Source organism: Hymenobacter humi (genome assembly GCF_042665855.1).
Classification (GTDB): domain Bacteria; phylum Bacteroidota; class Bacteroidia; order Cytophagales; family Hymenobacteraceae; genus Hymenobacter; species Hymenobacter humi.
In genome coordinates this window covers 79543-102594 of sequence record NZ_JBHTEK010000005.1, presented here as the reverse complement: position 1 = coordinate 102594, position 23052 = coordinate 79543, and the positions used below count along the sequence as shown (strand labels likewise).

The window sequence follows — 23052 nt, the reverse complement described above, 5'->3', positions numbered from 1 at the left end:
GGCGTCAATAATCAACACATTCAAGTACATGCTCCAGCCCAATCGTCCGCACCAGTCTCCGCCTTTTGAGGCCGATGAGCGGCTGCGCTGGGTGGCGCGCGTGGCCCGCTTAATGGACAGCCAGTTTCAGCTGCCCGGCACGCGGTTCCGGTTTGGGCTCGACCCCTTGCTGGGACTGCTGCCCGTGGTCGGCGATTTATCGACCATGGCCGTTTCGGTCACGCTGCTACTGACCATGCTGCGCCACGGGGCCAGCGGCGCGGTGGTGGTGCGCATGGCCCTCAACATCCTGCTCGATACCGTGGTGGGCGCCATTCCCATCCTGGGCAACCTGTTTGATTTCGCCTACAAAAGCAATGAGCGCAACGTGGCCCTGCTGCGGCGCCATTATGCCGAAGGCCGGCACCGGGGCAGCGGCAAGGGGCTGGTGGCACTCCTGCTATTGGGCTTTTTGGTGGTGTTTGGGCTAGTGGCCTGGGGCAGCGTGGCCGTGCTGCGGTGGGTGTGGCACTACTTCGATGCCCATCCGATTATAAACACGTAGCCCCGCACGTTTCGCTGGCTCAACTTTAATCGTAGCCGCGGATGTGGGTGTACTGCTTCTGGTTGCGGCGCCCCACCCGCACGATGTTGCGCTCGAAGTCCTTGGGGTCGTTGAGCACCTTGTAAAACCCATTGAGGTAGCGGGTGGCAAACTCCTGTTCTTCGGCGCTGAGGTAAGGGCAGCGGAGGTACACGTCGTACAGCGCAGCCCGGCGGGCGTTGAACATGTCGCGCACATGGGCGAAGGTTGCCGGCGGGAAGTCAAAGCCCCGATAAAGACGCTGCCGGACCGAGGTAATGCCCAGCTGCTCGGGCGGCACGGCATATGGGGCCATCACTAGTCCGGAATAATCAAAATCATACGCCACCGGCAGGGGCGGGGTCTGCACGTTTTGAGTCAGGAGCCGGATGTTGTGGCGAAAAGGAACCGACCAGTCCGTGTTGCCAATCATGTATTGGAAAATGGTCATGGTCGCGGCGGTGGTCTGGTCCAGATTATCCATGGTGATAAACAGCTGCTTGGGCACCGCCTTGGCCTGATTGCGCTGGGCCAGCGCACCGGTATTCTCCAGGAAAAAGCCGTAGTGCACCGAGGCCTTCTCTCGTCTTTCGGCATCCTGGTAGGTGATGCGGCACAACCGCACCCGGTAGCTGAAGTCCGTCAGGACGTTGTAGAGCTTATACACCAGGTATTCTCGTAGCGTATAGGTATCTGAAAGGCAGTGGGTGGTCAGTTTCAGCTCCTCGACCGGACCGAATATCGTACCGGTCCTCGAAGCGGGCGGGAAGATGACCAGCAGCGGCGGAAAGTCGCACACGGCGGGGTCTTTGCGGCGGTTGCCGCGCACCTGAACCAGTACCGGAACCGACCGCGGGGCGCCATTGGCCTCCTGATAGGAAAGCGCAGCCGAATGGGTACCCGGGGAGGGCCCGCGGTCATTGAGGATGCAGTCGTGCGGTAAAGTCAGCGTGAGCTCAACAAGGGATTCCTTAGCAAAGAAAGGATTAGCGGAAGGGGATGAGCCCGACGGCTGCACCAGGCCGACAGGAGCCGCTACCGGCTGAAAAAGCAGCAGGACGAAGCTAGCCAGAACCTGTAGCAGCGCATGCATCGCAGCAGTAGGAAAGCGCCGGGCGGCCGTTCGGGGAACTACGCAACGAGGGCATTGCCCAACGGCGGAGCGGCCTGAAAGCGTTTAGGCGCCCGGTCTAATACTCATGGTTTTCAACGCTTAAAAAGACCGCCGATGGATTTGCCCTGGCCTTGTGGGAAAGGCAAGCCCAGCATAGTAGCGATGGTGGACGGGATGTCTACCAGGGTAGTGGTATCAGCTATCGTCCGTCCTTGTTTGAAATCAGGCCCCAGGGCCAGTAGGCTGATGTGGCGGCAGCCCTCGCAGCCATCGCCGTGCTCTACCCACCCCGCCCCAATGCCATCGAGGTGGCGGCCGTGGTCGTTGGTGATGAACAAGGCCGTGTTGTTGCGGTAGGTTTTGCTCTTGCGTAGAAAGTCGTAAAGCTGCATGACGTAGCGGTCGTCGCGCTCGATGCCCCGGAGGTAGTACGGCCAGTTGGCGGCGTGAGCAAAACCATCGGGCTCCATGAAATTGATGAGCACCAGGTTGGGGCTGTAGGTCGTGAGAATGCGCTTGACGGCCACCAGGGTGAGGGAGTCGGCGCGGTAGCCGGTGCCGGGCCCGCTCACGCCACAGTCGATGGAAGGAGGGTACTGGTCAGCCCACTCCGGGTTCAGGGTGTTGGCCAGTATGTGCAGCTTGTCTTTGCTGGTGATGAGCCAGGCGGCAGTCGCGGGCTTGCCGGTGGCCTTGCGCCAGAGCTGGAATATGGACGGCTGCGCCGGCAGTTCCTGGTCAAAATTGTCAATCGGCTGGTTGATGCCCGTGGTCAGGGCCACGTGGCCTGAATTGGTGTACGTGAATCCTTTGTTGTAGAAGTTGGGAAAGAACACCCCCCGCGGCTTGAGCCGGGTGGCCATGTTGGGAATGAGGCCCGGCACCTTGCCCCAGGTTTCGGAATACCGGGGCCCGTCGATGACCACGATGATGACATTCTTGGTGCGAAGCTTTTTTTAGGAGGCGCCGGCACCGCACCGGAAAACAGAAAAACCAACTGCATAATCCATACTTCACCCAGCGGGCGGATATGCGAAGGCGGCTCCACCGCCCGGAAGGTGAAAAGAAAGCCATGGCTCAGGACAGAATTCAACGTGGAATCAGGCCAATCATCTAAGTCACGCAACGCCCTACCTGGCTCCACCAAGCACAAGCGACTGCTAATCTCATTATTAAGTTACAATATTTTCGCGTCTTTATCATACCGTGCCAGCATGGAATTGAGCCATGCTGCTTTGCCTCCCTAAGCTGAAGGCCTTCATTGTGAAGTCTAGGGAATAAAGTTGGTCCACCAATGCTCGTCTGCACCCCGATGGTATGGCATTGCTTTCTATTTATTAGGGGCAGCCCCACCAGGCTGGCTCGCAGGAATACCTCTTGCAAAGCAGCGCAAATTTGGTTAAATTCACAGAGCGACGGCATTGACCTAGAGAGCCTTATCTCTGCGGCTTGAGTTAGCTCAACCTTCTAAAGAAGCGGTTGCCGAAAGCGCAAGGAAAAGACGCTCCAGAAAACTCACTTATTCCAACTCCCCAGCCATGAACGAGCAGCAAAACACCCAAGTAGCGCAGGAGGGATACGCCCTGTTTAGCAAAGGCGACATTGCTAACCTGCTGAAATTGTACACCGAAGACATTGAATTCATTGTTCCCGGCTCGGCGGCGCTTATACCCTATGCCGGCGTGTACCGGGGCAAGGAAGAAGTGGGCCGGTTCTTTGCCAAGCTGCACGAGGCCATGGATTTTGAGCGCTTTGAAGTGCAGGAGTGCATCGCCCAAGGCGATACTGTAGTGGCCCTGGGTTACGGCAAAGGCCACGTTCGCGCCACTGGGCAGCCAATGGAAGAGGAGTGGGCCCACGTCCTACGCCTGCGCGATGGCAAAGTGGCGCACTTCCAGGTCTACACCGATACTGCCGCGGTTGGGCAGGCGTTCCAGCGCAGCAGCCATATGGCAATGTAGGGCATAGGTCGGGGCCTTGGCTTCTGCGTGGAAGCTACTATGTTGGCCCTTCCGCTTATCACGCGGAGGGCGCTACAGCTTGACGAACTTGTGCGTTTCGGTTCGTCCGTTGCCCAGCAGCTGCAGCTGGTAGATACCGGTGGGCAGGCGCGACGTGTCCACGCGCTGCCCCGTGGCCGTGAGGGCCTGGGTGAATACGATTTGCCCGGTGGCCGAGTAGATGCGAATGGTCGCGGCGGCCAGACCGGCGGGAAGCTTTAGGGTGAGCGACTCAGCCACCGGATTTGGATAGAGGCTGGTGTTTGAGTCCGTTAAAGTCTTAGCTGCTGCCGTAACCGTGCTCGTCGAGATGAGCTCCACGTTGTCGATGCTGCACCAGTTGCCGGCGTTGGCATCGGACCAGAGGCCGATTTCGCACTGGCCGTTGCTCACCTGAATGCCCGTAATCTGAATCTGGGTCCAGGTGCTGGTAACGGGCAGGGCGAGGTTCTTCTCGGTGCCGCCGAAGTTCTTGGCGTAGAGCTGGCAAACGTTCTGGCCCCCGCCGTTCTGCACCCAGGCCTTGAGGGTATAGGTGCCAGTCGGCAGGCCGGTTTTCAGCTGGTAGGTGCTTGCCTGGTAGGCCGAGCCCAGCCAGTGCGTGAGGCGGTAGGTGCTGGCCTGGCCGCCTGTTTCGGTATAGTCGGCCGCGTAGTTGGCGGTGGTATTGGCCCAACTGGTCCAGCCTGTGGGGGTTTGGGTGGCGGCCCCGTTGGCCTCGAAGCCGGGATTGGCCACCAGGTTGGTGCTGGGGGCGGGGGAGCCGGCATGGCGGGCGTCACCAGAAATGCGTTTAGTGCAGGCGAGGCTTGCCGTCGTTGCCCCAGGCGCTAAGCTGGTAGCCGCTGAAGCTGCGGTAGCCTTCGGGTTCCCAGTAAAACAGGCCCAGGCCCTTGCTGTTCGGCACGGCAAAGACAGCGTTTTGCACGGCCACCAGCATGTCGTAGGCGTTCTGGGGCGCGTTGGTGCAGTCGCCGCCCACTTCCGCCACCACCACTTCCTTGCCGTAGCGGCTGGCCATGTCGGTCAGGTTGTACTGCAGGCTGCTGATGGAAGCCGTGTAGTCCTGGTTGAGCCAGTAGGGGTAATACGACATGCCGATGACGTCGTACTTGCCGCCGTTGGTGGTGAGGCGGTCGAAGAACGAGCGGAAGCGCGCGTTGTCGTTGCCCTTGTCGAGGTGCACCACCACCTTCGAGGTGGCGCTCACGGCCTTCACGGCGTCGTAGCCCTTGTTGAGGAACTGGGTGAGCTGGGCAAAATTGGAGGTGCTGCCTTCGGGCCAGAGCAGGCCGTTGGGTATCTCGTTGCCCACCTGCACCCATTCCGGAGTCACGCCGTTGGCCTTCAGTGCGTTCATCACGCTGTAGGTATGGTTGTACACATCGTCCAGCAATTGCGGGAAGCTGTGGCTGGCCCAGGCGGCGGGCTTGGTTTGCTTGCTTGGGTCGGCCCAGCTGTCGCTGTAGTGGAAGTCAATCATGATGCGGAAACCCATGTTTTTGGCTCGCGTGGCCATGGTCACCACCTCGGCGGGACTGCAATGGCCGTTCACCCAGTCCACCATCGACGGATTGACCCACACGCGCAGCCGGATGGAGTTGATGCCTTTGTCTTTCAGGATTTGAAAGCAGTCTTGCTGCACGCCCTGGTCGTTGTAAAACAGGTAGTTGTTGGCTTCCATCTGCTGAAGCCAGCCGGTATCGGCGCCTTTGGCAAACGTTTGCGCGCTCACTCGAAAAGAAAAGAGCGACGCGAAAAGGCAGGCACTCAGTAATAATCCCTGGCGGACGGAGTAAAAAGGTAGATTATTCTTCATGTAGTGAAATCAGATATAGCGGCTAGCTTTTGGCAATAAGCCATGTAATTGGCCATCGTTTTTGCAGCAGTCGGGCGCAATTACGAATTCATCCCTGCCTGCAAATTACTCGACGGTTACTGATTGCACACCAAACCCGCTGTATCAATATCTTCTCAAGCAACTCGAGGATTTACTGTCAGTCAGCATACATTTCCTCGGCGCAAATGGCCGCCTGCCTCTCGGGCAGGTTGAGCCACGGGCTCAACAGCAGGGCCTTTGGCGGGTACCTTTGTAGCGTTACCCATTCGAGCCATTCCCATGAGTGAAAACGCCCCGACCGTCTCCAGCACCTTCGACAAAGCCCGGACAGGGTTGTGGACCAGTCTTCAAAAGCACCTGGCCACCGTGTATGAGGCCGAGGCAAAGTTTGTCCAGGCTGTAGCTTTTACCCTGGAATTTCCCTTTTCTACATCAACGGCCAGCGCCGAGCAGCTTGACGGCTTTTGGCGGCAACGTCGCGCGCTTCAGGACTTGTTTATCGACGAAACCACGCAACTCGACACGCTGACCAAAGCCATTCGCGTAAAAGGCTACGCCGATGACGAGAAAAAACAGCTCTACCTGCTACTGCTCGGCTACATGGACATTGCCGCCACCGTCTTTGAGCGGCTGCAAACCCAGGTACCCGACCGGCTGCCGAAAGACGACGAGCTGGAGCAAACAACCGCACGCTTCAGCCGAGTCCAAAAGTTTGCGCGGCTCAACGTAAAGGACTCCCGGACCTGCTCAGCACTCCGGCCCGGTAGGCGTCTGCCCAATGGCTTTAGCACCTTAATGCCCGCATGCGCAATTACTGAATATTGAGCTGTGGGGCACTTAAGTTTATTCAAGGTTGAACCACGGAAGTAGCTCAACCGCATAGGCAGTAAAATGGGAGACCACGCTGAGTTGGTCGAAGCATCTTGCACGCTACGGCTGTCATCCTGAGCAGCGCGAAGGACCTTCTCACGTTTGTACGAATCGGTGAGCCGGGAGAAGATGCTTCGTGCCTGAGCATGACAGATGGCGCGGTAGTGATGCTTCGACTTCGCTCAGCTTGAGGGCATGTCAGGCTAGACTCTGAACAGCAAGAAGGCCCAGCCGTTAATAGACGGCTGGGCCTTCTTGCACCTTAGACACATTGTTAGGATTAGCTGGCCTGCAAAACCAGATGATTCAACTTTAGAAAAGCAAGGCTGACATTCTCTTACTTCTTCTTGCGCGCGTCTTTGAATTCCGAGCCGGCCCGCCATTGCGGAAAGGTTGTCTCGCCTGCCAAGCGCTGGCCAACGCGGAAGTAGAGCTGCGCATCCTGAGCTATACCGGTCAGGTCCCAGGAGGGGTCGTACTGGTCGGCCGGCTTGTGGTACATGTTGGTGGTGTAATTCTGGCGCTTTTCGGCGATGTACTCCTTGCCCTGGGTGCGGCTTTCGAAGCCGCCGCTGGCGTAAAGCGAAGGCACTCCGACGTGCGCGAAATTGAAATGGTCGGAGCGGTAGAACATGCCCGTTTCGGGCGTTTGGTCGGGCATCACGTAGCGGTCCTGCTCTTTAGCCGCGGCGCGGGCATAGTCTTCCAGCTCCGACTGCCCGTAGCCGATGACCGTGAGGTCCTTCATAGGTCCGTAGGGCCATAGCATGTCCATGTTCAAGTCAGCCACGGTTTTGGCGAGCGGAAACACCGGGTGTTGGGCATAGTAGGCCGAGCCCAACAGGCCCTGTTCTTCGCCGGTTACGGCCAGAAAAACGATGCTGCGGGCCGGCTTTTCCTTCGCATTTTTAAAGGCTTTGGCTATGCTGAGCAGGGCGGCCAGGCCCGAACCGTCGTCCACGGCCCCGTTGTAGATGGAATCGCCGGCAATGGGTTTGCCCACGCCGAAATGGTCCCAGTGAGCGGAATAGATGATGTACTCGCTGGGCCGGGTAGTGCCGGGCAGCACGGCAAGCACGTTTTTGGAAGTCTGACGACGAAGCTTGTTTTGCAGGCTGGTGCTCATGTTCAGGCCCAGGGCCCGCGGGCGGAAGCCGCGCTTGTTGGCTTCAGCATAGAGGGCTTCGTAGTTCTGGCCGGCCGCGGTGAACAGGCGTTTGGCCGCGTCGAGCGTCACCCAGCCCTCAATTGCGCACTTGCTGGCTCCACGGTCAAGCGTCTGGGGCCGCAGCTTGGGGCCCAGGGCCCCGCTCTGCACCACGCTCCAGGGATACGCGGCGGGCTTGGTGTCGTGCACGATTAGTATTGCAGCGGCCCCGTGCCGCGCCGCTTCGTCGTATTTATAAGTCCAGCGGCCGTAATACGTCATCGCCTTGCCTTTAAACAAGGTGGTATCGTTTCCAGCATTGCCCGGGTCGTTGACGAGCACCACCACGGTTTTGCCCTTCACATCCAGGCCGGCGTAGTCGTCCCACCCGTACTCGGGCGCTACCACGCCGTAGCCGGCAAATACCATGGGCGAATTGGTCACGGCCACCGTGGGCTGCTCCCGCTGGGTAAACACCACGTAATCGGTCTTGTATTGCAGGCTCAATTTCTCGCCTTTGCCCTGAATCTGCATAGTGGGCGCGGGCGTGGCGGTTATCTCCACCATGGGCACGGGCTGAAAATAGCTGCCGCTCGGCCCCGGCTGCAGGCCCAGCTGCTTAAACTGTGCCGCCAGGTAGGCGGTGATGCGCTCCTCACCCGCGGTAAAAGGCTTGCGCCCCAACATTTCATCCGAGGCCACGGCCTGCAGGTAGCCCTTCACATCGGCGGTTGTGATGGCACCGGATGCCGCCGCAGAATCTCCCGTGGCGCCCGCAGCCGGTGGAGCAGTGGCTTCAACAGTCGTCTCTTTGGTAGAGTTGGTTTGACAACCGGGCAGGGCCAGGGCCAGCAGCCCAACTGGCATCAGCCGTAAAGCTAGCGAACGCACAGGATTAAGGAAGGTCATAAACAATTGAGTTGATGGCTGACACTATGGTGTTTGTCGGCTCAAGGTACTACTATTATTGATGCATCATAAGCCCAGTTTCTGGGCGGCATTATGCTGTCGCACATTGTCCAGGCGCGTGTAGCGGCGAATCATCTCGCTGGTTTTGTGCTTGGTCTGGTTCATCACTTCCGAGTCGTCGGCGCCGGCCAGCTTGGCCACGGTCACAAAGGAAGCCCGGAGGGAGTGAGCCGAGTACTTGGGGCCGAGGTAGCGCTGCACTATCAGGTTAAGGTGCTTGTCCGTCAGCCGCCTATCGGTGAGCCGTTCGCCCTTGCGGAAAGACACGAATACCGGCCCCGAGGTGCGGTCGAGCCGCTGCACCCAGGCCTGCAGCGTGCGGATGGGGCAGAGCTTGAAATCCGGGGAGTAGAAAATGGCTTTTTCTTCCGAAGCGCCATACTGGTTGGTTTTGCTCTTGGCCAGATTCACAATGAGTCCTTCTTCGGAAAAAGACAAATCCTCCACATTCAGCGCGGCTAGCTCGGACCGCCGAAAAGCACCCGTAAAGCCCAGCAGCAAAATCACCCGGTCGCGCAAACCCGCCAGCGTTTTGCCGTCGATGCTTTTCACCGTGCGTTTAAAGTTGGCCAGGGTAAAAGCTGGCGCCTGTTTCTGTCGCACACCCTTCAGGCGGGCGATGCCTTCCATGAGCACCTTGAACTTCTTGTCGTCGGTGGCCGAGTCGAGGCCTTGCAAGGCATGAGCCTTGGCCACGGCCGCGCAATGCCGCTGTATGGTCGAGACCTTTTTCCGGTTTCGGCCAGGTGCGTAACGAAGCCGGCCAGGGTATCGACTGAGGCAGGCAACGGCACCAGCCCATGCTCGGCGCACCACAGCCCGAAGCGTTTCAAATCTCCGGCGTACGCTTTGGCGGTATTGGCGGCACCGCTGAGTCCGGCCTCAACGTAGCGGGAAGTGTGCTCGGCCAGATGCGCAAGGGCCGTAGTTGAGCTGTCCGGAATCGAGAGCGCAGAACCGTTTTCCATGTGACCTATTAATAAAGGAGTAAAAGGCGACTTTTAATGGGCAAAAGCAAATATACCATTGAGGTCCGATAAGTAAACATTATCGGACCTAATGTTTCTGAAGGTTGAAGTCGATGAATGCTAGAAATGACGGACCGAAGCAGGATGCATGTAAGGGCTACTTTCAGGTCAGTGTACATACCCGTTCAGCAGAGCTACCCCACGCCGGCCCACGCCGCCTGATGCGGAAATTAAAACCGAGGCGGTGCACCCAGCTGGCTCCCCATCTGCCCCTTTGGGAAGCAGCCTGACATCAAGGGTTGGGCTGATTCTGATGACGCCTGCTGGCACTTGTGCCGATTGAGCCCGGCGCGACAAGCTGCCGACTTAACAAGCTTTCCTCGATGCTACTCCCAAGCTTGGACGACAACACCAAGCGCAAGTACATCAGAGTTAGTGTAAGGTCAAGCTGCCTTATGGTCGTTTTCATCCCGAGCTTACTTCTCATTAATTAACACCTTCCTTTACAGGAAGGGCGCAGCTGCTTACTACTAGTTCCCATGTCAGAATCAGGTTAGGAGCTTTTTTAATGAGCCTAGCATACAAGGCCTGTTAACCGCGGTGTAATCTAAATGAGTTTGGCAAGGTGCTGCTCAACCTTAGTTCGCTAGCTTTTAGAGCTTTGCGCCTACCCAATTTATTAATCTTTATTCCGCATGAACGTTACCTTATTTAATGCCAAGCCTTACGACCAACAGTTTTTTCGAGAAGCTGCTCAGGCGTTCGGGCATGATATCAATTTTCTGGAGGTTCCACTCAATAGTACCACCGCCGTGCTCGCTAAGGGAGCCGAAGCAGTGTGCGTATTTGTCAACGATGTGGTGAGCGCCGCGGTGTTGCAGGAGCTGGCTGCGTTGGGCGTAAAACTCATAGCCCTGCGCTGCGCCGGCTACAACAACGTGGACCTTATAGCTGCCGGAGAGCTCGGACTATCGGTAGTGCGGGTTCCGGCCTACTCGCCCTACGCCGTGGCCGAGCACACCCTGGCTCTCATTCTTACCCTAAACCGCAAAACCCACCGGGCCTACAACCGCGTGCGGGAGGGAAACTTTGCCTTAACGGGGCTGATGGGGTTTGACTTGCACGGGAAAACGGTGGGCCTCATCGGTCTGGGCCAGATAGGCCGCGTTACCGCTGGCATCCTCAAGGGATTTGGCTGCCGGGTGCTGGGCTTTGATGTAAACCAGAGCGAAGAAGCGGTGGCGCTGGGCGTCGAATTCACCGACCTCCACCGCCTTTATGCCGAGTCCGACATCATTTCGCTGCACTGCCCGCTCACGCCCGAAACCCTGCACTTAATCAACGAGGAGTCCATCGCCCGCATGAAGGACGGGGTCATGCTCATCAACACCAGCCGCGGGGGAATCATCGATACCAAAGCCGTGATAAAGGGACTGAAGTGCGAGAAAATCAAATACCTCGGCCTGGATGTGTACGAGGAAGAAGGCAACCTGTTTTTTGAAGACCAGTCGGCCAAGGTGATTCAGGATGATGTCTTTATGCGGCTACTGTCCTTCAACAATGTGCTCATCACCGGGCACCAGGCCTTTTTCACTACCGAGGCCATGCGAAACATTGCGGAGATTACGCTGCAAAACATCAGCGATTTTGAGCAGGGCAAAGCGCTGACCAATCAGGTGCGGCCCTGACGTTTTAGTAACTGGCCGGAGCTTAGCCATTACGGGTAGGCTATGACGCACAATAGCCCCGGCCTGTACTTTAGTCGCCCACGTTGCTTTGGAAGAACCGTGCTTAGGCGGCTACGCCCTATCAGCACGTTTCGTCGCACCGCTTGCAGGTATCGGCACACATGCGGCACTGCTCCAGGTGCTGCCCGTGTTTTGCGCATTCGTTGCCGCAGGCTTTCCATACCTAGGCACATTCACGCAGAATGCGCTCGGCATGTTCAGAACCCCTGGCCGTGGAGCGGGCCGTCAGAACACAGTTATCGGTGCGGTCGAGGCTGACTCATATAGCCGGCTGCACCGGGTTTAAGTCGGATGGCGGCGTGAGCGGCTGAGCATCCAGCTCGGATGGGTGCGTATCCAGGCTCACTTCGCTGTGGCCGCGCTGGTATTGAGCCAGCGCTTTTTCGCCGAAAATCCAGAACACCACCGGCGTCACGATGATGTCTAGCAGTGTGGAAGAAAGCAGCCCCCGAGAATGACGGTGGCCACGGGGTAAAGGATTTCCTTGCCGGGCGCATCCTTGGCCAGGGTGAGGGGCACGAGGGCTAGCGCCGCCACAAGCGCCGTCATCAGCACGGGCACCAGTCGCTCCAGCGAGCCGCGCACTATCATTCCTTTGCCAAACTTCTCGCCTTCGTGCTCCACGAGGTGGATGTAGTGGGAAATCATCATGATGCCGTTGCGCGAGGCGATGCCCGTGAGCGTGATGAAGCCCACCAGCGAGGCAATGCTAAACGTGCCGCCGGTGAGTAGCACGGCCACCACTGAGCCAATAAGCGCCAGCGGAATGTTGAGCATTATCTGGCCCACCATCAGCGTCGACTTGAAGTGTGAGTACAGCACCAGGAAAATCCCCGCGAGTGAGAACAAACTCAACCAGAGAATCTTGCTCGAGGCCGACTGCTGGCTCTCAAACTGCCCGCCGTAGGTGAGGTAGTAGCCCGGTGCCAGCTTCACCTGCTCCCGGATGCGCGCCTGCACCTCCTGCACCGTGCTCCCGAGGTCGCGCCCGGCCACGTTCATGGAGATGGTGATGCGGCGCTGGGTGTTTTCGTGGTTGATGGTGTTCGGGCCGGGCTCGTAGCTCACGTCGGCCACCTGGCTCACGGGAATGAGCGCGCCCGACGGGGTTTCGATGCGGGTACCGGCGATGGTTTCCACATCGTTGCGCTGGTTTTCGGGCAGCTTCACGACGAGGTCGAAGCGCTTTTGCCCATCGAGCATCTGCGACACCACTTCGCCCTGAAACAGGGTTTGCAGCGTGGCCACCACCTGGCCGCGTTCCAGGCCATACGCGCGCAGGGCGGCATCGCGGGGGCGCACCAGCAGGCTGCGGAATTTGCACCTGCTTTTCCACCTGCAGGTCGACCACGCCCGGCACGGTGCCGGCCGCGGCGCGCACCTCGTTGGCGTAGCGGCGCAAATCCAGCAGGTCGTTGCCAAACACCTTGATGGCGACCTGCGCCCGCACGCCAGAAAGCAGGTGGTCGAGGCGGTGCGAGATGGGCTGGCCGATGTTCACGTTCACGCCGGTTATCAACCCCAGGCGCTCGCGCAAGTCCGCCAGGATTTCCTCCCTGCTGCGCATCTTTATGCCCTCTTTCTCCAGTTCTTCTTCGCTCTTGAATGCCACTTCAATTTCCGAGTTGTTCACGGATTCGGCGTGCTCGTCGAGCTCGGCGCGGCCGGTGCGGCGGGCGGTGTAGGCCACTTCCGGAATTTTGAGCATCTGCTCTTCGCCCAGCGTACCGAGCTTGTTCGACTCGGCCAGCGAGGTTCCCGCCGGAGCCGAGAAGTTCACCGTGAGGGAGCCTTCATTGAAGGGAGGCAGAAACTCAGTGCCGAAGAACGGCACCATGGCGGCCGAAAGCACAAAGAGGACGGCCGCGCAGCCCAGCACCAGCCTGGGCCGGGCTAGCCCCCAGCTCAACAGGCGGGTGTCCTTGCCCTTGAGCCAGCGCACCAGCCCACCCTCCTGCTCGGCCTGCCTGATTTGCTTCATCCTGGGCAACAGGTAGTAGCAGAGCACCGGCGTCACGGTAAGGGAAACGAACAGCGAGGCCACAATGCTCGTGATGTAGGCTATGCCCAGGGGCGCGAAGATGCGGCCCTCCATGCCCTCAAGGGCAAACAGCGGCAGAAACACCAGCACCACGATGATTGTGGCGTATACGATGGAGTTGCGCACTTCCGATGAAGCGGCGTAAATAACCTGCAGGGCGGGCCGGGGAGCCGGCAAAGCCTGGTTCTGGCGCAGGCGCCGGTACACGTTTTCCACGTCCACAATGGCGTCGTCGACCAGCTCGCCGATGGCAATGGCTAGGCCGCCCAGCGTCATGGTATTGATGCTGATGCCCGCCGCGCGAAATACCAGCGCCGTAACGAGCAGCGACAACGGAATGGCCACCAGCGAGATAAAGGTGGTGCGCACGTTGAGCAGAAACGCAAACAGCACGATAACGACCAGAATGGCGCCGTCGCGCAGAGCATCCTCTACGTTCGTAATAGACGACTCAATAAAATCGGCCTGCTTGAAGAGCCGCGTATTTACCTGCATGTCCGGCGGCAGCGAAGGCTTTAGCTCAACGAGGGCCTTTTCCACGGCTTCGGTCAGGCCTACCGTGGCGGCGCCGGGCTGCTTCTCGATGCTGAGTATCACCGCCGGCCGACCGTTAACGCTGCCATCGCCGCGCTTAAAACGGGCACCGAACGCCACGTTGGCCACCTGCTTCACCGTGATAGGGGAGTTTTCGCGGTAGCCGACGATGATGTTTTCAATATCCTCGACTGAACGCAGCCGGCCCAGGTTGCGAATCAGAACTTCGGAGCCATTGCGGTCAAAGAAGTTGCCCGTGGTGTTGAGGTTGGAGCGGCGCAGGGCGTCTTCTACCTGCGTGATGGTCAGCCCCACGGCGTTGAGCCGGGGCATGTCGAGCAACACCTGGTACTGCAGGTTGTCGCCGCCAATGGGAATGACCTGGGCCACGCCGGGGATGCTGAGCAGGCGCTGGCGCACGGTGTAGTTGGCCAGGGTGCGCAAGTCGGCCGCGTTGGTCTGGGCGCCGCCCGAGAGCCCCACCAGCATTATCTGGCCCATCACCGAGGAGATGGGGCCGAGCACGGGCGTGATGCCCGTAGGCAGCTGCTCGGCCACGGTCTGCATCTTTTCAGACACAATCTGGCGCGCCGTGAAAATGTCGGTGCCGTAGTCAAACTCCACGAACACCATGCCCAGCCCAATGGCCGAGTTGGAGCGCACGGCCGACACGCCGGTGGCGCCGTTCAGCGCCGTTTCCACGGGCAAGGTCACCAGCGCCTCCACCTCCTCCGGGGCCATGCCCGGCGATTCCAGGAAGACTGTTACCCGGGGGCGGTCCAGGTCGGGCAGCACGTCTACGGGCAGCTGGCGGGCGGTGAAGGTGCCGGCAATGAGCAAGCCCGCGGCAAACGCCAGCATCAGCAGGCGGTTTTGCAAAGCAAACCGGATTATCTTATCAAGCATTTGTCAGCTGATGGTTCAGTACTGAGTGAAAAAAGCTAACTGCTAACAGCTATTAGCTAATGGCTTAAAAAATCATTGGTTGAGGTAGATAGACTTGAGCTGGTAAGTGCCCGCCGTCACCACCCGGTCGTTTTCATTTACCTGGCCCTGCAGGAGCACCGTTTGCTGTCCGTTTTTGGCGCCCGGCTGCACGTAGCGAATCTTGAACTGTTCGGGCTGGGTGTGCACGAACACCACCGGCTTGCCATTCAAATCGGTAACGGCCGAGGTGGGCACCACCAGGCGGGGCTTGCCGGACTCGCTCTGGCCCAGCACCTGCACGTTCACGGCCTGGCCGGCGCGGTAGGCGCTGCCGGCGGTAGCGTCCAGCTCAAGAATCAGCTGGCGGGCCTGGTTCACGGGGTTCACCGCGTTGCTGAAGACCACCAGCCGGGCCGGGGCGCCGGCCTGGCCCTGCAGCCCTTCTACCCGAAACTCGGCGCCGGGCGTAATTTTTCCAGGTCCTGGGCAAATACCTGGGCTTCGACCCGGAGCTTGCCGGGGTTGAGCACCCGAAACAGCTCGTCGCCCTGGTTCACCTGCTGGCCCACCGCGAGGTTGAACACGTCCACGGTGCCGCTGATGGGCGAGGTGATACTCGTGCGCCGCTGCTGAGACTGACCATTGTAGATACGGGCATTTTGACGGGCCTGCCGCAGGCGCAGCTCGGCAGCTACCACGTCCTTGCGGGCCGCGATGTCGGCTATGGACTGCAGGCGGGCGTAGTCTTGCTGGGCCGCGCGCAGCTCCGCCTGGGCGTTGGCCCGCTCGGTGCTCAGCCCAATCTGCTGGGTGGCATCCAGCGTTTGCTCCACCACGGCCAGCACCTGGCCGGCCCGCACCTGCTGGCCCACGCGCGCGGGCAAGCTCACCACGCGGCCCGCCTGCGGTACTACGATACGGCCCTCGCCACCCGCCGCGGCCGAAACCGTACCGAAGAGCGTCGCCCGGGTGTAGGTAGTGGAATAGCTGGCCAGGTTGGTGCGCACCCCAAACAGAAACTGGCTTTCCTTAGGCAGCAGCACCTCGTCGGTGAGGGCCACCCCGGTGCTAGCCGGAGCCGTGCTGCCGTGGTCTTCGCCACCGTGGCCCAATACCATGGCCGGCGGGGGCAGCATCAGTGTGAGCACGAGCGCGCCAGCGGCCGTAGCGGCCAGCAGTTTAAGCCTGGTTTTCATAGATAGCGGGAGTAGAAGTTGAAGTTTGAACAGCAGCGCCACGCCGCCGATGCAAAACCAGCGCCGCGAGGCCGATGCCGAGCACAAAGGCCCCTACCAGCGCGAGGATGGTTTTCCATGAAGAAAAAATCGAAGCACCTGGCGCCGTGGTTTCCTCAGCTACGGGCAGCTTTTCCCCCACCTTGATGCCGGATAGCAGCAGCAGGTCGGCCCGCTCCCCGGCCACGATGTTGGCCGCGAAGCTGTAGGCTTTATTGGCCGGAAACTGCCCTTCCACGAGGTAGATACCGGGCTCTTTTTCAGTCACGGCCCACTTGAGCTGGGCGTCTTCCGGGTTGGTCAACGTGAGCTTGGCGCCCTTGATGGGGGCGTTGGTGGCGTAGTCGGACAGGAACAGGCGCAGGTCGGCGGGCTGGCCGCCTTCCAGGGGCTCGTAGCGCAGCAGCACTTCGAACTTCTCGGAGAGCGCCGCCACCGAAAAGGAGGTGGCGCGGCCCGGGGCCGAGGCCTTGGCGCCCTCGCCGTGGTCCTCGCCCCCGTGGGCCTGGGCGGCGCCGGCCAGTAGCAGGCCCAGCAGCAGAATTATGAGCTGTTTCATGTTAGTCGCCCCGCAGGTAAGTGAGTTCAACCACGGCCCGGCGGTAGTCGCGCAGGGTGGTCAGATAATTATTCTGAATGGTAAAAGCCTGGTTCAGGCTTTGGATGAGCTGCAGGTAGCTGATTTCGCCGGCCCGAAAGAGGCGCTGCGACTGGCTGATGATGGCCAGCGACTGGGGCAGCCCCGTCTGTGCGTAGTAGCTCAGGGAAGCCGTGAACTTGCGCGTGTCGGCCAGGGCCTGCTGGTACTGGCTGCCCAGCTCCAGCTGCTGGGTTTGCAGCTGGAAGCCCGCCGCCTGGGCGCGGGCCGTGGCGGCCTGCAGCTGGGAGCGGTAGGTCCAGAACCAGACCGGCACCGACACCCCAAACTGAAAGCGGTACTTCAGGCTAGAGTTTTCATAGGCCTGATTCTGATAGCCCACGGTGAGGGCCGGCGTGCGCCGCGCGCGCACCAGGCTAATGCCCGATTGGCTGAGGGCTACGCTCTGGGAAGCATACGCCAGGGTGGGACTGCGCACCAGCGCGCTGCTGTCTTCCAGCGGCAAATTGCGCAGCGCTCCCGCAGCTGCCAGGGCCAGCGCCGGGCCGGATTGGCCCAGGTCGGAACCAGTAACCAGGGCAACGGAAGGACGGCCCAATAGCAAACCCAGGCGCCGCTGCGCGGCCTGCAAATCAACCTGAGCCTGCTGCAAAAACACGTTTATCTGGCGGGCTTCCGCGTCGGTGCTGATGCGCTGCAACGACGTCACCTCCCCGGCTGCAAAGAGGCGGTCGGTGGCTATGCGCAGCGCCCGATACAGGCTGTCCTGATAAGACAGCTGCCGAACCTGGGCCTCGGCAAACTGCAAGCCCAGGTACGCCAGCCGGGTATCGCGCAGCACAGTGGCCCGGCTCACGTCCCGGCCGCGCTCGGCCAGCGTGATGCCGGCCTGGGCTACCTGGCGCTGCCGCCGGTACACGTTGGGCAGGTCGATGGTCTGCACCACGCCCGGCGCCCAGCGCTCGCCGGTGGGCGCCGAAAACAGGAAGTCCGGATTGGCCGGCGCAAAGCTGCCCCGCCTGAGGGCGCGCTGCTCCTCGATTTCCCGCTCCGACTGCCGCAGCCGCGGGTGCCGCCGCAACGTCAGCGCTTCCGCGCTGTCGAGGCTGATGAAGGCCGTTTGCGCCCGCGCCGGGGCCACGCCGCCCACCAGCCCCAGCAGCAGGCTTGCGGACAAGGAAAGAAAAACGCTACTTCTAAGGAAGCTCATACAACAAGAGTGAGTTGCGGTGCTGAATAAGCAGTCGCATTAACGGGCCCTTCCATTAACATAACCCGTTGAATGGAAAGCCTAAACCGGGGCCCAGCTATGCCTTTTTTACCAAGGCCATGCCGCAGGACGGGCAGTCGCCGGGCTTGTCGCTGGCACTGCCTTCGCATTTCATTGGGCAGATGTAGGCGGCGCCCACGGCCTTGCCACCATTTTTGGCGAGCCAGGTCTTGAGCTGCTCAATTTCCTTCTGCTGCTCAGTGGCCATCTTTTGCGCCATTTCCTTGAGCTTGGTGTCGCGGCCGTGGGCCAGCTCGGCTTTAATCATATCAATGGCACTTTGATGATGCGGCACCATCATGGCGGCAAAGTCCTGGTCGACGTTGCCGCTGCCGGCGCCCATGCCTTTCATCATGGTGTCCATCGACTCCTTCATCTGCCGGGTGAAGGGGTCATTCGCGTCGGCGGGCTTGTAGTTCGACGGCGCGCCGTCGAGGCGGGTGGCAATGGCTTCCAGGGCCTGGATTTCCTTTTTCTGGTCGTCGCTGATTTTCTGGGCCAGGGCGCGGAGGGTGGCGTCTTTGCCTTCTTTGAGCTCGAGCGCCGCCATGTCTACGGCTCCCTGGTGGTGGGCTATCATCATGTGGGCGAAGTCATGGTCGGTGTTGCCAGCCATCTTCTCGCCGTTCATGTTTTGCATCATGGTGTTCATCACGGCCATCATGCCGGTACCGCCACTCCCGTGCATGCCCGCCATGTGGTCATGCATGCCAGCGGTATCGGTGGCGACGGTGGTTTCCGTGCTGGTGGTGCTGGTTTCAGTGGTTTTCTTGCTTTCACAGCTGGCGAGCAGCAAGGTGCCGGCGCTGAGAGAAGCCAGGAAATAAGCGGAGATTTTCATGGTTAGAGGGAGTTAAGGTTGAATGAGGGGTTTGGTGTTTAGCTACTGGTTAGGCCTTCACGTTGATGGTGAAGTCGCCGGTGTGAATCTGCCCGCCGTGGTTGAACTGCAGGAATACGCGGTAGAGGCCGGGCTTTTCGAAGTTGGTATTGAAGCCAATGGCCGGGCCTTTGTCGGCTTGCTCGTTGGGGTGCACGTGCAGGTATTGCTCGGTGTCTTCGCTGATGACCACCACGTGGCCCAGCGCCCCAAGGTAATTGTCGAGGTCCGTGACGGGCTGGCCACCTTTGCTGATGTTGATTTTCATGGCCAGGGGCTGGCCGACCTGCAGCAGCTTGTCAAACGCCAGGGTGGCCTGGTAGCCGCCCTTTTCCCACTGCATGTCGTCGTTTTCGAACTTCACTGGCGCGTAAGCCGTGCCTTTTACCGTGATGGGCTGGCGGCCCAGGCTGGTGGCCGGCCCCATCGGGCGTATAGTCCTGAAACAACACGTATTGCCCGCCTTTGGGAAAGGTGTACTTTACCTGGTAGTTGCCCTCGGCCGTGTACTCGGGGTGCTCGTGGTAGAACTGGCCCAGGTCTTTGCTCACGATGATGAGGTGAATTTTCTTTTCGTGCACCACGGACAGTGGCACTGGGGCATTTTCATTGCCCACTTCCCGGGGCGTGAAGGCCAGCGTAGCGGGCTGGCCGGCCGTTAGCTCATCCGGCGTGGGCACCAGCTTCATGGCGTACGTCTTGACATTTGCTACTTTGTCGGTGTGCTCCAGCTTCATGCCGCATTTCGGGCACTTCTCTCCGGCCTTGGTGCTGGTGACCTCCGGGTGCATCGGGCAGGAGTAGATGTGGCCGCCGCTGTGCTCGGCCGTGCCAGCCGCGGGGCCATCGGTGGGCGTGGTTACGGCATTGGTGGCGCTGCTCGAAGCAGAATCGGAAGAGCAGGCTGGCGGTGATAAATAAGCTGACCAAGGCCAGCAGGAAAACGGGAATGCGGGACATAACAGAAAGAGCGAATTGAAGATTGGGATACAGTAGAGAGGGCTGGCGTGGCTTGAAATTGCAGTTATTGCCAACGGCCTCGGCCCGGCGCATACTGCCTGAGCAACGGCCACGTCAGCGCACCACTTGCTTTGATGAAGCACTAAACCCAGGACGAAAAAGGGGATGCCGCCGACAAGGTCGGGCTGGGTTGCGCAAACGAAAAGGCCCGCCCCGGTCATAGCGTAGCTATGCCGGCGCGAGCCTTAGGCGCGTCGAAGCATCAGACAGTCAGCGACTGGATGAAGATGCGGATGTCAGGAATTTTGGGCTTTAAATGCCGGGGAGGCACCAGCGCGACCTTGGCGGTGCGGTCCCATTTGCCCACGAAGCGTGGGAAGAAATACTCCTCCACCGCCGGCAGCAAGGCGGGGGCCGCCACGAGCAAGTGCTTCTCGCCGGGGGTGATTAGCGAGGACAGCAGCGAGGCCGACTTGTCCTTGCAGCAGTCGTGCTTGCTACTGGACTTGTGCTTGTGAGCGGCTTTGGCCGGCTTGTTCTTGGTTACGGCGCTATGGCCGTGGCACCCACCATGAGCAGGTTGAGCCGCCGGTTTGGCCGGAACATTAGCCGCATGGCCCGCCACTTCGGGGTTGAGCGTCGCGCACCAGCACTGCCCCACAAACACGTTGACGAAGACGACCAGAAAGGACGTCGCCAGCAAACGGCGGAAAGGGAACAGGCTACGGAACATGACAGGCAGTAAGCAACCGCAAAAGTAGAATACTTATCCGGGAAGCGTTAGGCTGCTTCTTAACTTAACATTCCGCCCGATGGTTTCAGCGCTGGCCCCAGCGTCGAGCGCTCTTTTGCGAAAGCAGCTTGTCTGGAACTGTGCCGGTGATTTATAGAGCCTTAATCCAGCCTCTATCTAGCGCCGCTTGACCCGGATTATGCAAGTCTGAAGCAGAATTATGTGGTCCTCTATGCGTTTGCGAGGGATTGAAATTGTGCAAGATTTGTTTGGGATTTCATACGAACTGCGGGAAAGCAACCCCGTTCCTTTGTACCATCCCACTGTGCCCGGAAGTCGCTGCACTTACAGCGTGCCATCGCTCAGCTCAATTGATAACTTATGCCTGACGCCCCTAAAACGACGACGCTCGATATCGAAGGCATGACCTGTGCCTCGTGCGCGTCCTTCGTGGAGAAGTCCCTGAGCCGCACGCCCGGCGTGCAAAGCGCCATGGTAAACTTCGCGACTGAGAAAGCCACGGTGCACTACCTGCCCGACCAGGCCACGCCCGCCACGCTCAAAGAAGCCGTGGTGCAGGCCGGCTACGGCGTAACCGAGCGCGCCCCCGACACCAGCGCGGCCGAGCGCAGCGCCGAAATAGACCGCCAGAAAGCCATTGCCTACCAAAAGCTCAAGCGCCGCTTCTGGGTGGCCGTGGTCCTGGCCGCCATCATCATGCCGCTGAGCATGCTTATGCTGTGGCCGGCCATGATGCAGCGCATCAACATGCAGTGGCTCAACTACGGCCTGCTCGCGCTCACCCTGCCGGTGCTGCTGTACAGCGGCCGCGAGTTTTACGTGTCGGCCTGGAATGGCTTCAAGCACCGGGCGGCCAACATGGACACCCTCATTGCCGTGGGCACCGGGGCCGCATTTATCTATAGCCTGGCTGCCACGGTAGTGCCCGACTTTTTCATGAGCCGCGGCATACTGCCCGAAGTGTATTACGACACCACGGCCACCATTATCGCCCTGATTCTCCTGGGCAAGGTGATGGAGATGCGGGCCAAAACCCAGACCTCCGCGGCCATGAAATCCCTCCTCGGGCTGCAGGCCAAAACCGCCCGCGTGGCCCGCGCCGATGGCCAGGAAGTGGACCTGCCCATCGAGCAGGTGCAGCTCGGCGACATCGTAGTGGTTCGCCCCGGCGAAAAGGTGGCCACCGACGGCATCATGACCGCCGGCCACTCCTCAATCGACGAGGCCATGCTCACCGGCGAGAGCCTGCCAGTGGAGAAGCGAGAAGGTGACCCCGTGTTTGGCGCCACCTTGAACAAGACCGGCTCCTTCCGCTTCCGCGTGACCAAAGTTGGCGCCGACACCATGCTGGCCCAGATTGTGAAAATGGTGGAAGATGCCCAGGGCAGTCGCGCGCCCATTCAGCGGCTGGCCGATAAGGTCAGCGCCATCTTCGTGCCTACGGTGGTGGTTATTGCCATCCTCACGTTTGTGCTGTGGTTTGACTTGGCTCCGGTGGCTACGCGGCTGCCGCTGGCTTTGGTCAACTTTGTGGCCGTGCTCATCATCGCCTGTCCCTGCGCGCTGGGTTTGGCTACGCCGACGGCCATCATGGTGAGCACCGGCAAAGGAGCCGAGCACGGCGTATTGATTCGCAACGCCGAAGCCCTGGAAAAAGCCTACCAGGTGAACACCGTGCTGCTCGATAAAACCGGCACCATCACCCGGGGCGAGCCGGCCGTGACCGATTTTGTGGCCCCCGGCCAAGATAATAGTCGCCTGCTGCAGCTGGTTGCGGCCGTAGAGCGGCAATCGGAGCACCCGCTGGCCGAGGCCGTGGTGCGCTACGCCGATGCCAACGCCCCCGAGAAAGCTACCGCCACCGCCTTCCGGGCCGTGGAGGGCAAAGGTGCCTTCGCCACCGTAGACGGGCAGGTCGTGCTCATCGGCAACCGGGGCTTGCTCGCCGACGAAGGCATTAGCCTTTCCGAAGACTTAGCGGCCCAGGCTGAGCAATTACTGGCTCAGGCCAAAACGGTGCTTTACGTAGCCGTCGCGGGCCAAGCCGTGGGGCTGGTAGGTGTGGCCGACACCGTGCGCGATACAACCGTGGCCGCCATCCAAAGGCTGCAGGCCCTGGGCTTGGAAGTGGTGATGATGACCGGCGACAACCCCCAAACGGCGGCTCAGGTGGCCGGGCAGGTAGGCATCAAGCGCTTCTTTGCCGAGGTGCTGCCCGGCGACAAAGCCGCCAAAGTAAAAGCGCTGCAGGCCGAAGGGCGCACCGTGGCCATGGTGGGCGACGGCATCAACGACGCGCCCGCCCTGGCCCAGGCCGATATTGGGCTAGCCATCGGCTCGGGTACCGACGTGGCCATGGAAGCGGCGGGCATTACGCTCATGCGCTCAGACCTGAACGGGGTGGTGACGGCCATTGAGTTGAGCCGGCAAACCATCCGCACCATCAAGCAGAACCTGTTTTTCGCCTTCATCTACAACGTCCTGGGCATCCCCATCGCGGCGGGCCTGTTGTATCCCGTGTTCGGCTGGCTGCTTTCGCCGATGATTGCCGCCGGGGCCATGGCCCTGAGCTCGGTGTCGGTGCTCACCAATTCGTTGCGCCTGCGCTCCTTTCAAGCTCATTAATTCCCGTGCT

General features: G+C 60.2%; 21 protein-coding genes and 1 pseudogene. 5 read left to right on the top strand and 17 right to left on the bottom strand.

Annotated features, from left to right (window positions below):
- Window positions 1-28: 28 nt before the first annotated feature.
- Window positions 29-544 (top strand): DUF4112 domain-containing protein, encoded by a 516-nt coding sequence (locus tag ACFQT0_RS29410; protein WP_380206767.1) that lies wholly within the window; start codon window positions 29-31, stop codon window positions 542-544.
- Between the two features lie 25 nt (window positions 545-569).
- Here the strand turns inward: ACFQT0_RS29410 and ACFQT0_RS29405 are convergent, their stop codons facing one another.
- The gene (locus ACFQT0_RS29405; protein ID WP_380206765.1) at window positions 570-1655 is read right to left on the bottom strand and encodes a hypothetical protein; all 1086 of its coding nucleotides are present in this window, start codon (window positions 1653-1655) and stop codon (window positions 570-572) included.
- A 113-nt stretch (window positions 1656-1768) separates the two neighbouring features.
- Window positions 1769-2605 (bottom strand): sulfatase-like hydrolase/transferase, encoded by an 837-nt coding sequence (locus tag ACFQT0_RS29400; protein WP_380206974.1) that lies wholly within the window; start codon window positions 2603-2605, stop codon window positions 1769-1771.
- A gap of 609 nt (window positions 2606-3214) precedes the next feature.
- Here ACFQT0_RS29400 and ACFQT0_RS29395 point away from each other — a divergent pair.
- On the top strand, window positions 3215-3637 hold the full coding sequence (locus tag ACFQT0_RS29395; RefSeq protein WP_380206762.1) for a nuclear transport factor 2 family protein: 423 nt from the start codon (window positions 3215-3217) through the stop codon (window positions 3635-3637).
- A 72-nt stretch (window positions 3638-3709) separates the two neighbouring features.
- Here ACFQT0_RS29395 and ACFQT0_RS29390 read toward each other — a convergent pair whose 3' ends face one another.
- Both ACFQT0_RS29390 and ACFQT0_RS29385 read right to left on the bottom strand, forming a co-directional pair.
- On the bottom strand, window positions 3710-4414 hold the full coding sequence (locus tag ACFQT0_RS29390; RefSeq protein WP_380206929.1) for a T9SS type A sorting domain-containing protein: 705 nt from the start codon (window positions 4412-4414) through the stop codon (window positions 3710-3712).
- 55 nt (window positions 4415-4469) lie between these two features.
- A complete protein-coding gene (locus ACFQT0_RS29385) occupies window positions 4470-5411 on the bottom strand; it encodes a glycoside hydrolase family 53 protein (protein ID WP_380206928.1) in 942 nt (313 codons plus the stop codon).
- A 384-nt stretch (window positions 5412-5795) separates the two neighbouring features.
- On the opposite strand from ACFQT0_RS29385, the gene ACFQT0_RS29380 reads away from it, so the two are divergent.
- Window positions 5796-6341, top strand: a complete 546-nt coding sequence (locus tag ACFQT0_RS29380; protein ID WP_380206926.1) for a hypothetical protein — start codon at window positions 5796-5798, stop codon at window positions 6339-6341.
- Between the two features lie 382 nt (window positions 6342-6723).
- Here the strand turns inward: ACFQT0_RS29380 and ACFQT0_RS29375 are convergent, their stop codons facing one another.
- Together ACFQT0_RS29375 and ACFQT0_RS29370 are read right to left on the bottom strand one after the other, a co-directional pair.
- Window positions 6724-8424, bottom strand: coding sequence for a M28 family metallopeptidase (locus tag ACFQT0_RS29375; RefSeq protein ID WP_380206924.1), 1701 nt, complete (start codon window positions 8422-8424; stop codon window positions 6724-6726).
- 84 nt (window positions 8425-8508) lie between these two features.
- Window positions 8509-9198, bottom strand: a complete 690-nt coding sequence (locus tag ACFQT0_RS29370) for a site-specific integrase (protein WP_380206922.1) — start codon at window positions 9196-9198, stop codon at window positions 8509-8511.
- A 967-nt stretch (window positions 9199-10165) separates the two neighbouring features.
- Between ACFQT0_RS29370 and ACFQT0_RS29365 the strand changes: the two genes are divergently transcribed.
- Window positions 10166-11158 carry a 2-hydroxyacid dehydrogenase gene (locus ACFQT0_RS29365; protein WP_380206920.1) on the top strand — a complete coding sequence of 331 codons (993 nt, stop codon included), beginning with the start codon at window positions 10166-10168 and terminating at the stop codon, window positions 11156-11158.
- Window positions 11159-11477: 319 nt separating this feature from the next.
- On the opposite strand, the gene ACFQT0_RS29360 is transcribed toward ACFQT0_RS29365, so the two are convergent.
- The 11 genes and pseudogenes from ACFQT0_RS29360 to ACFQT0_RS29310 form a co-directional block, all read right to left on the bottom strand.
- Window positions 11478-11633, bottom strand: a complete 156-nt coding sequence (locus tag ACFQT0_RS29360; protein ID WP_380206918.1) for a hypothetical protein — start codon at window positions 11631-11633, stop codon at window positions 11478-11480.
- A gap of 8 nt (window positions 11634-11641) precedes the next feature.
- On the bottom strand, window positions 11642-12520 hold the full coding sequence (locus tag ACFQT0_RS29355; protein WP_380206916.1) for an efflux RND transporter permease subunit: 879 nt from the start codon (window positions 12518-12520) through the stop codon (window positions 11642-11644).
- Between the two features lie 25 nt (window positions 12521-12545).
- Window positions 12546-14699, bottom strand: a pseudogene (locus tag ACFQT0_RS29350) (efflux RND transporter permease subunit); the annotation flags it as partial.
- A gap of 72 nt (window positions 14700-14771) precedes the next feature.
- Entirely contained in the window at window positions 14772-15125 is a 354-nt protein-coding gene (locus ACFQT0_RS29345) for a hypothetical protein (RefSeq protein ID WP_380206914.1), read from the bottom strand.
- Window positions 15126-15163: 38 nt separating this feature from the next.
- The gene (locus tag ACFQT0_RS29340; RefSeq protein WP_380206912.1) at window positions 15164-15916 is read right to left on the bottom strand and encodes an efflux RND transporter periplasmic adaptor subunit; all 753 of its coding nucleotides are present in this window, start codon (window positions 15914-15916) and stop codon (window positions 15164-15166) included.
- The gene (locus ACFQT0_RS29335; protein ID WP_380206910.1) at window positions 15900-16514 is read right to left on the bottom strand and encodes a hypothetical protein; all 615 of its coding nucleotides are present in this window, start codon (window positions 16512-16514) and stop codon (window positions 15900-15902) included. Before ACFQT0_RS29335 ends, ACFQT0_RS29340 begins: the two co-directional genes overlap by 17 nt.
- 1 nt (window position 16515) lies before the next feature.
- Entirely contained in the window at window positions 16516-17730 is a 1215-nt protein-coding gene (locus tag ACFQT0_RS29330; RefSeq protein ID WP_380206908.1) for a TolC family protein, read from the bottom strand.
- 130 nt (window positions 17731-17860) lie between these two features.
- Window positions 17861-18664 (bottom strand): DUF305 domain-containing protein, encoded by an 804-nt coding sequence (locus ACFQT0_RS29325; protein WP_380206906.1) that lies wholly within the window; start codon window positions 18662-18664, stop codon window positions 17861-17863.
- 49 nt (window positions 18665-18713) lie between these two features.
- Entirely contained in the window at window positions 18714-19067 is a 354-nt protein-coding gene (locus tag ACFQT0_RS29320; RefSeq protein WP_380206904.1) for a hypothetical protein, read from the bottom strand.
- Entirely contained in the window at window positions 19003-19494 is a 492-nt protein-coding gene (locus ACFQT0_RS29315) for a heavy metal-binding domain-containing protein (protein ID WP_380206902.1), read from the bottom strand. Before ACFQT0_RS29315 ends, ACFQT0_RS29320 begins: the two co-directional genes overlap by 65 nt.
- Before the next feature lie 431 nt (window positions 19495-19925).
- Window positions 19926-20366, bottom strand: coding sequence for a hypothetical protein (locus ACFQT0_RS29310; RefSeq protein WP_380206900.1), 441 nt, complete (start codon window positions 20364-20366; stop codon window positions 19926-19928).
- Between the two features lie 411 nt (window positions 20367-20777).
- On the opposite strand from ACFQT0_RS29310, the gene ACFQT0_RS29305 reads away from it, so the two are divergent.
- Window positions 20778-23042 carry a heavy metal translocating P-type ATPase gene (locus ACFQT0_RS29305; protein ID WP_380206899.1) on the top strand — a complete coding sequence of 755 codons (2265 nt, stop codon included), beginning with the start codon at window positions 20778-20780 and terminating at the stop codon, window positions 23040-23042.
- Window positions 23043-23052 lie beyond the last annotated feature (10 nt).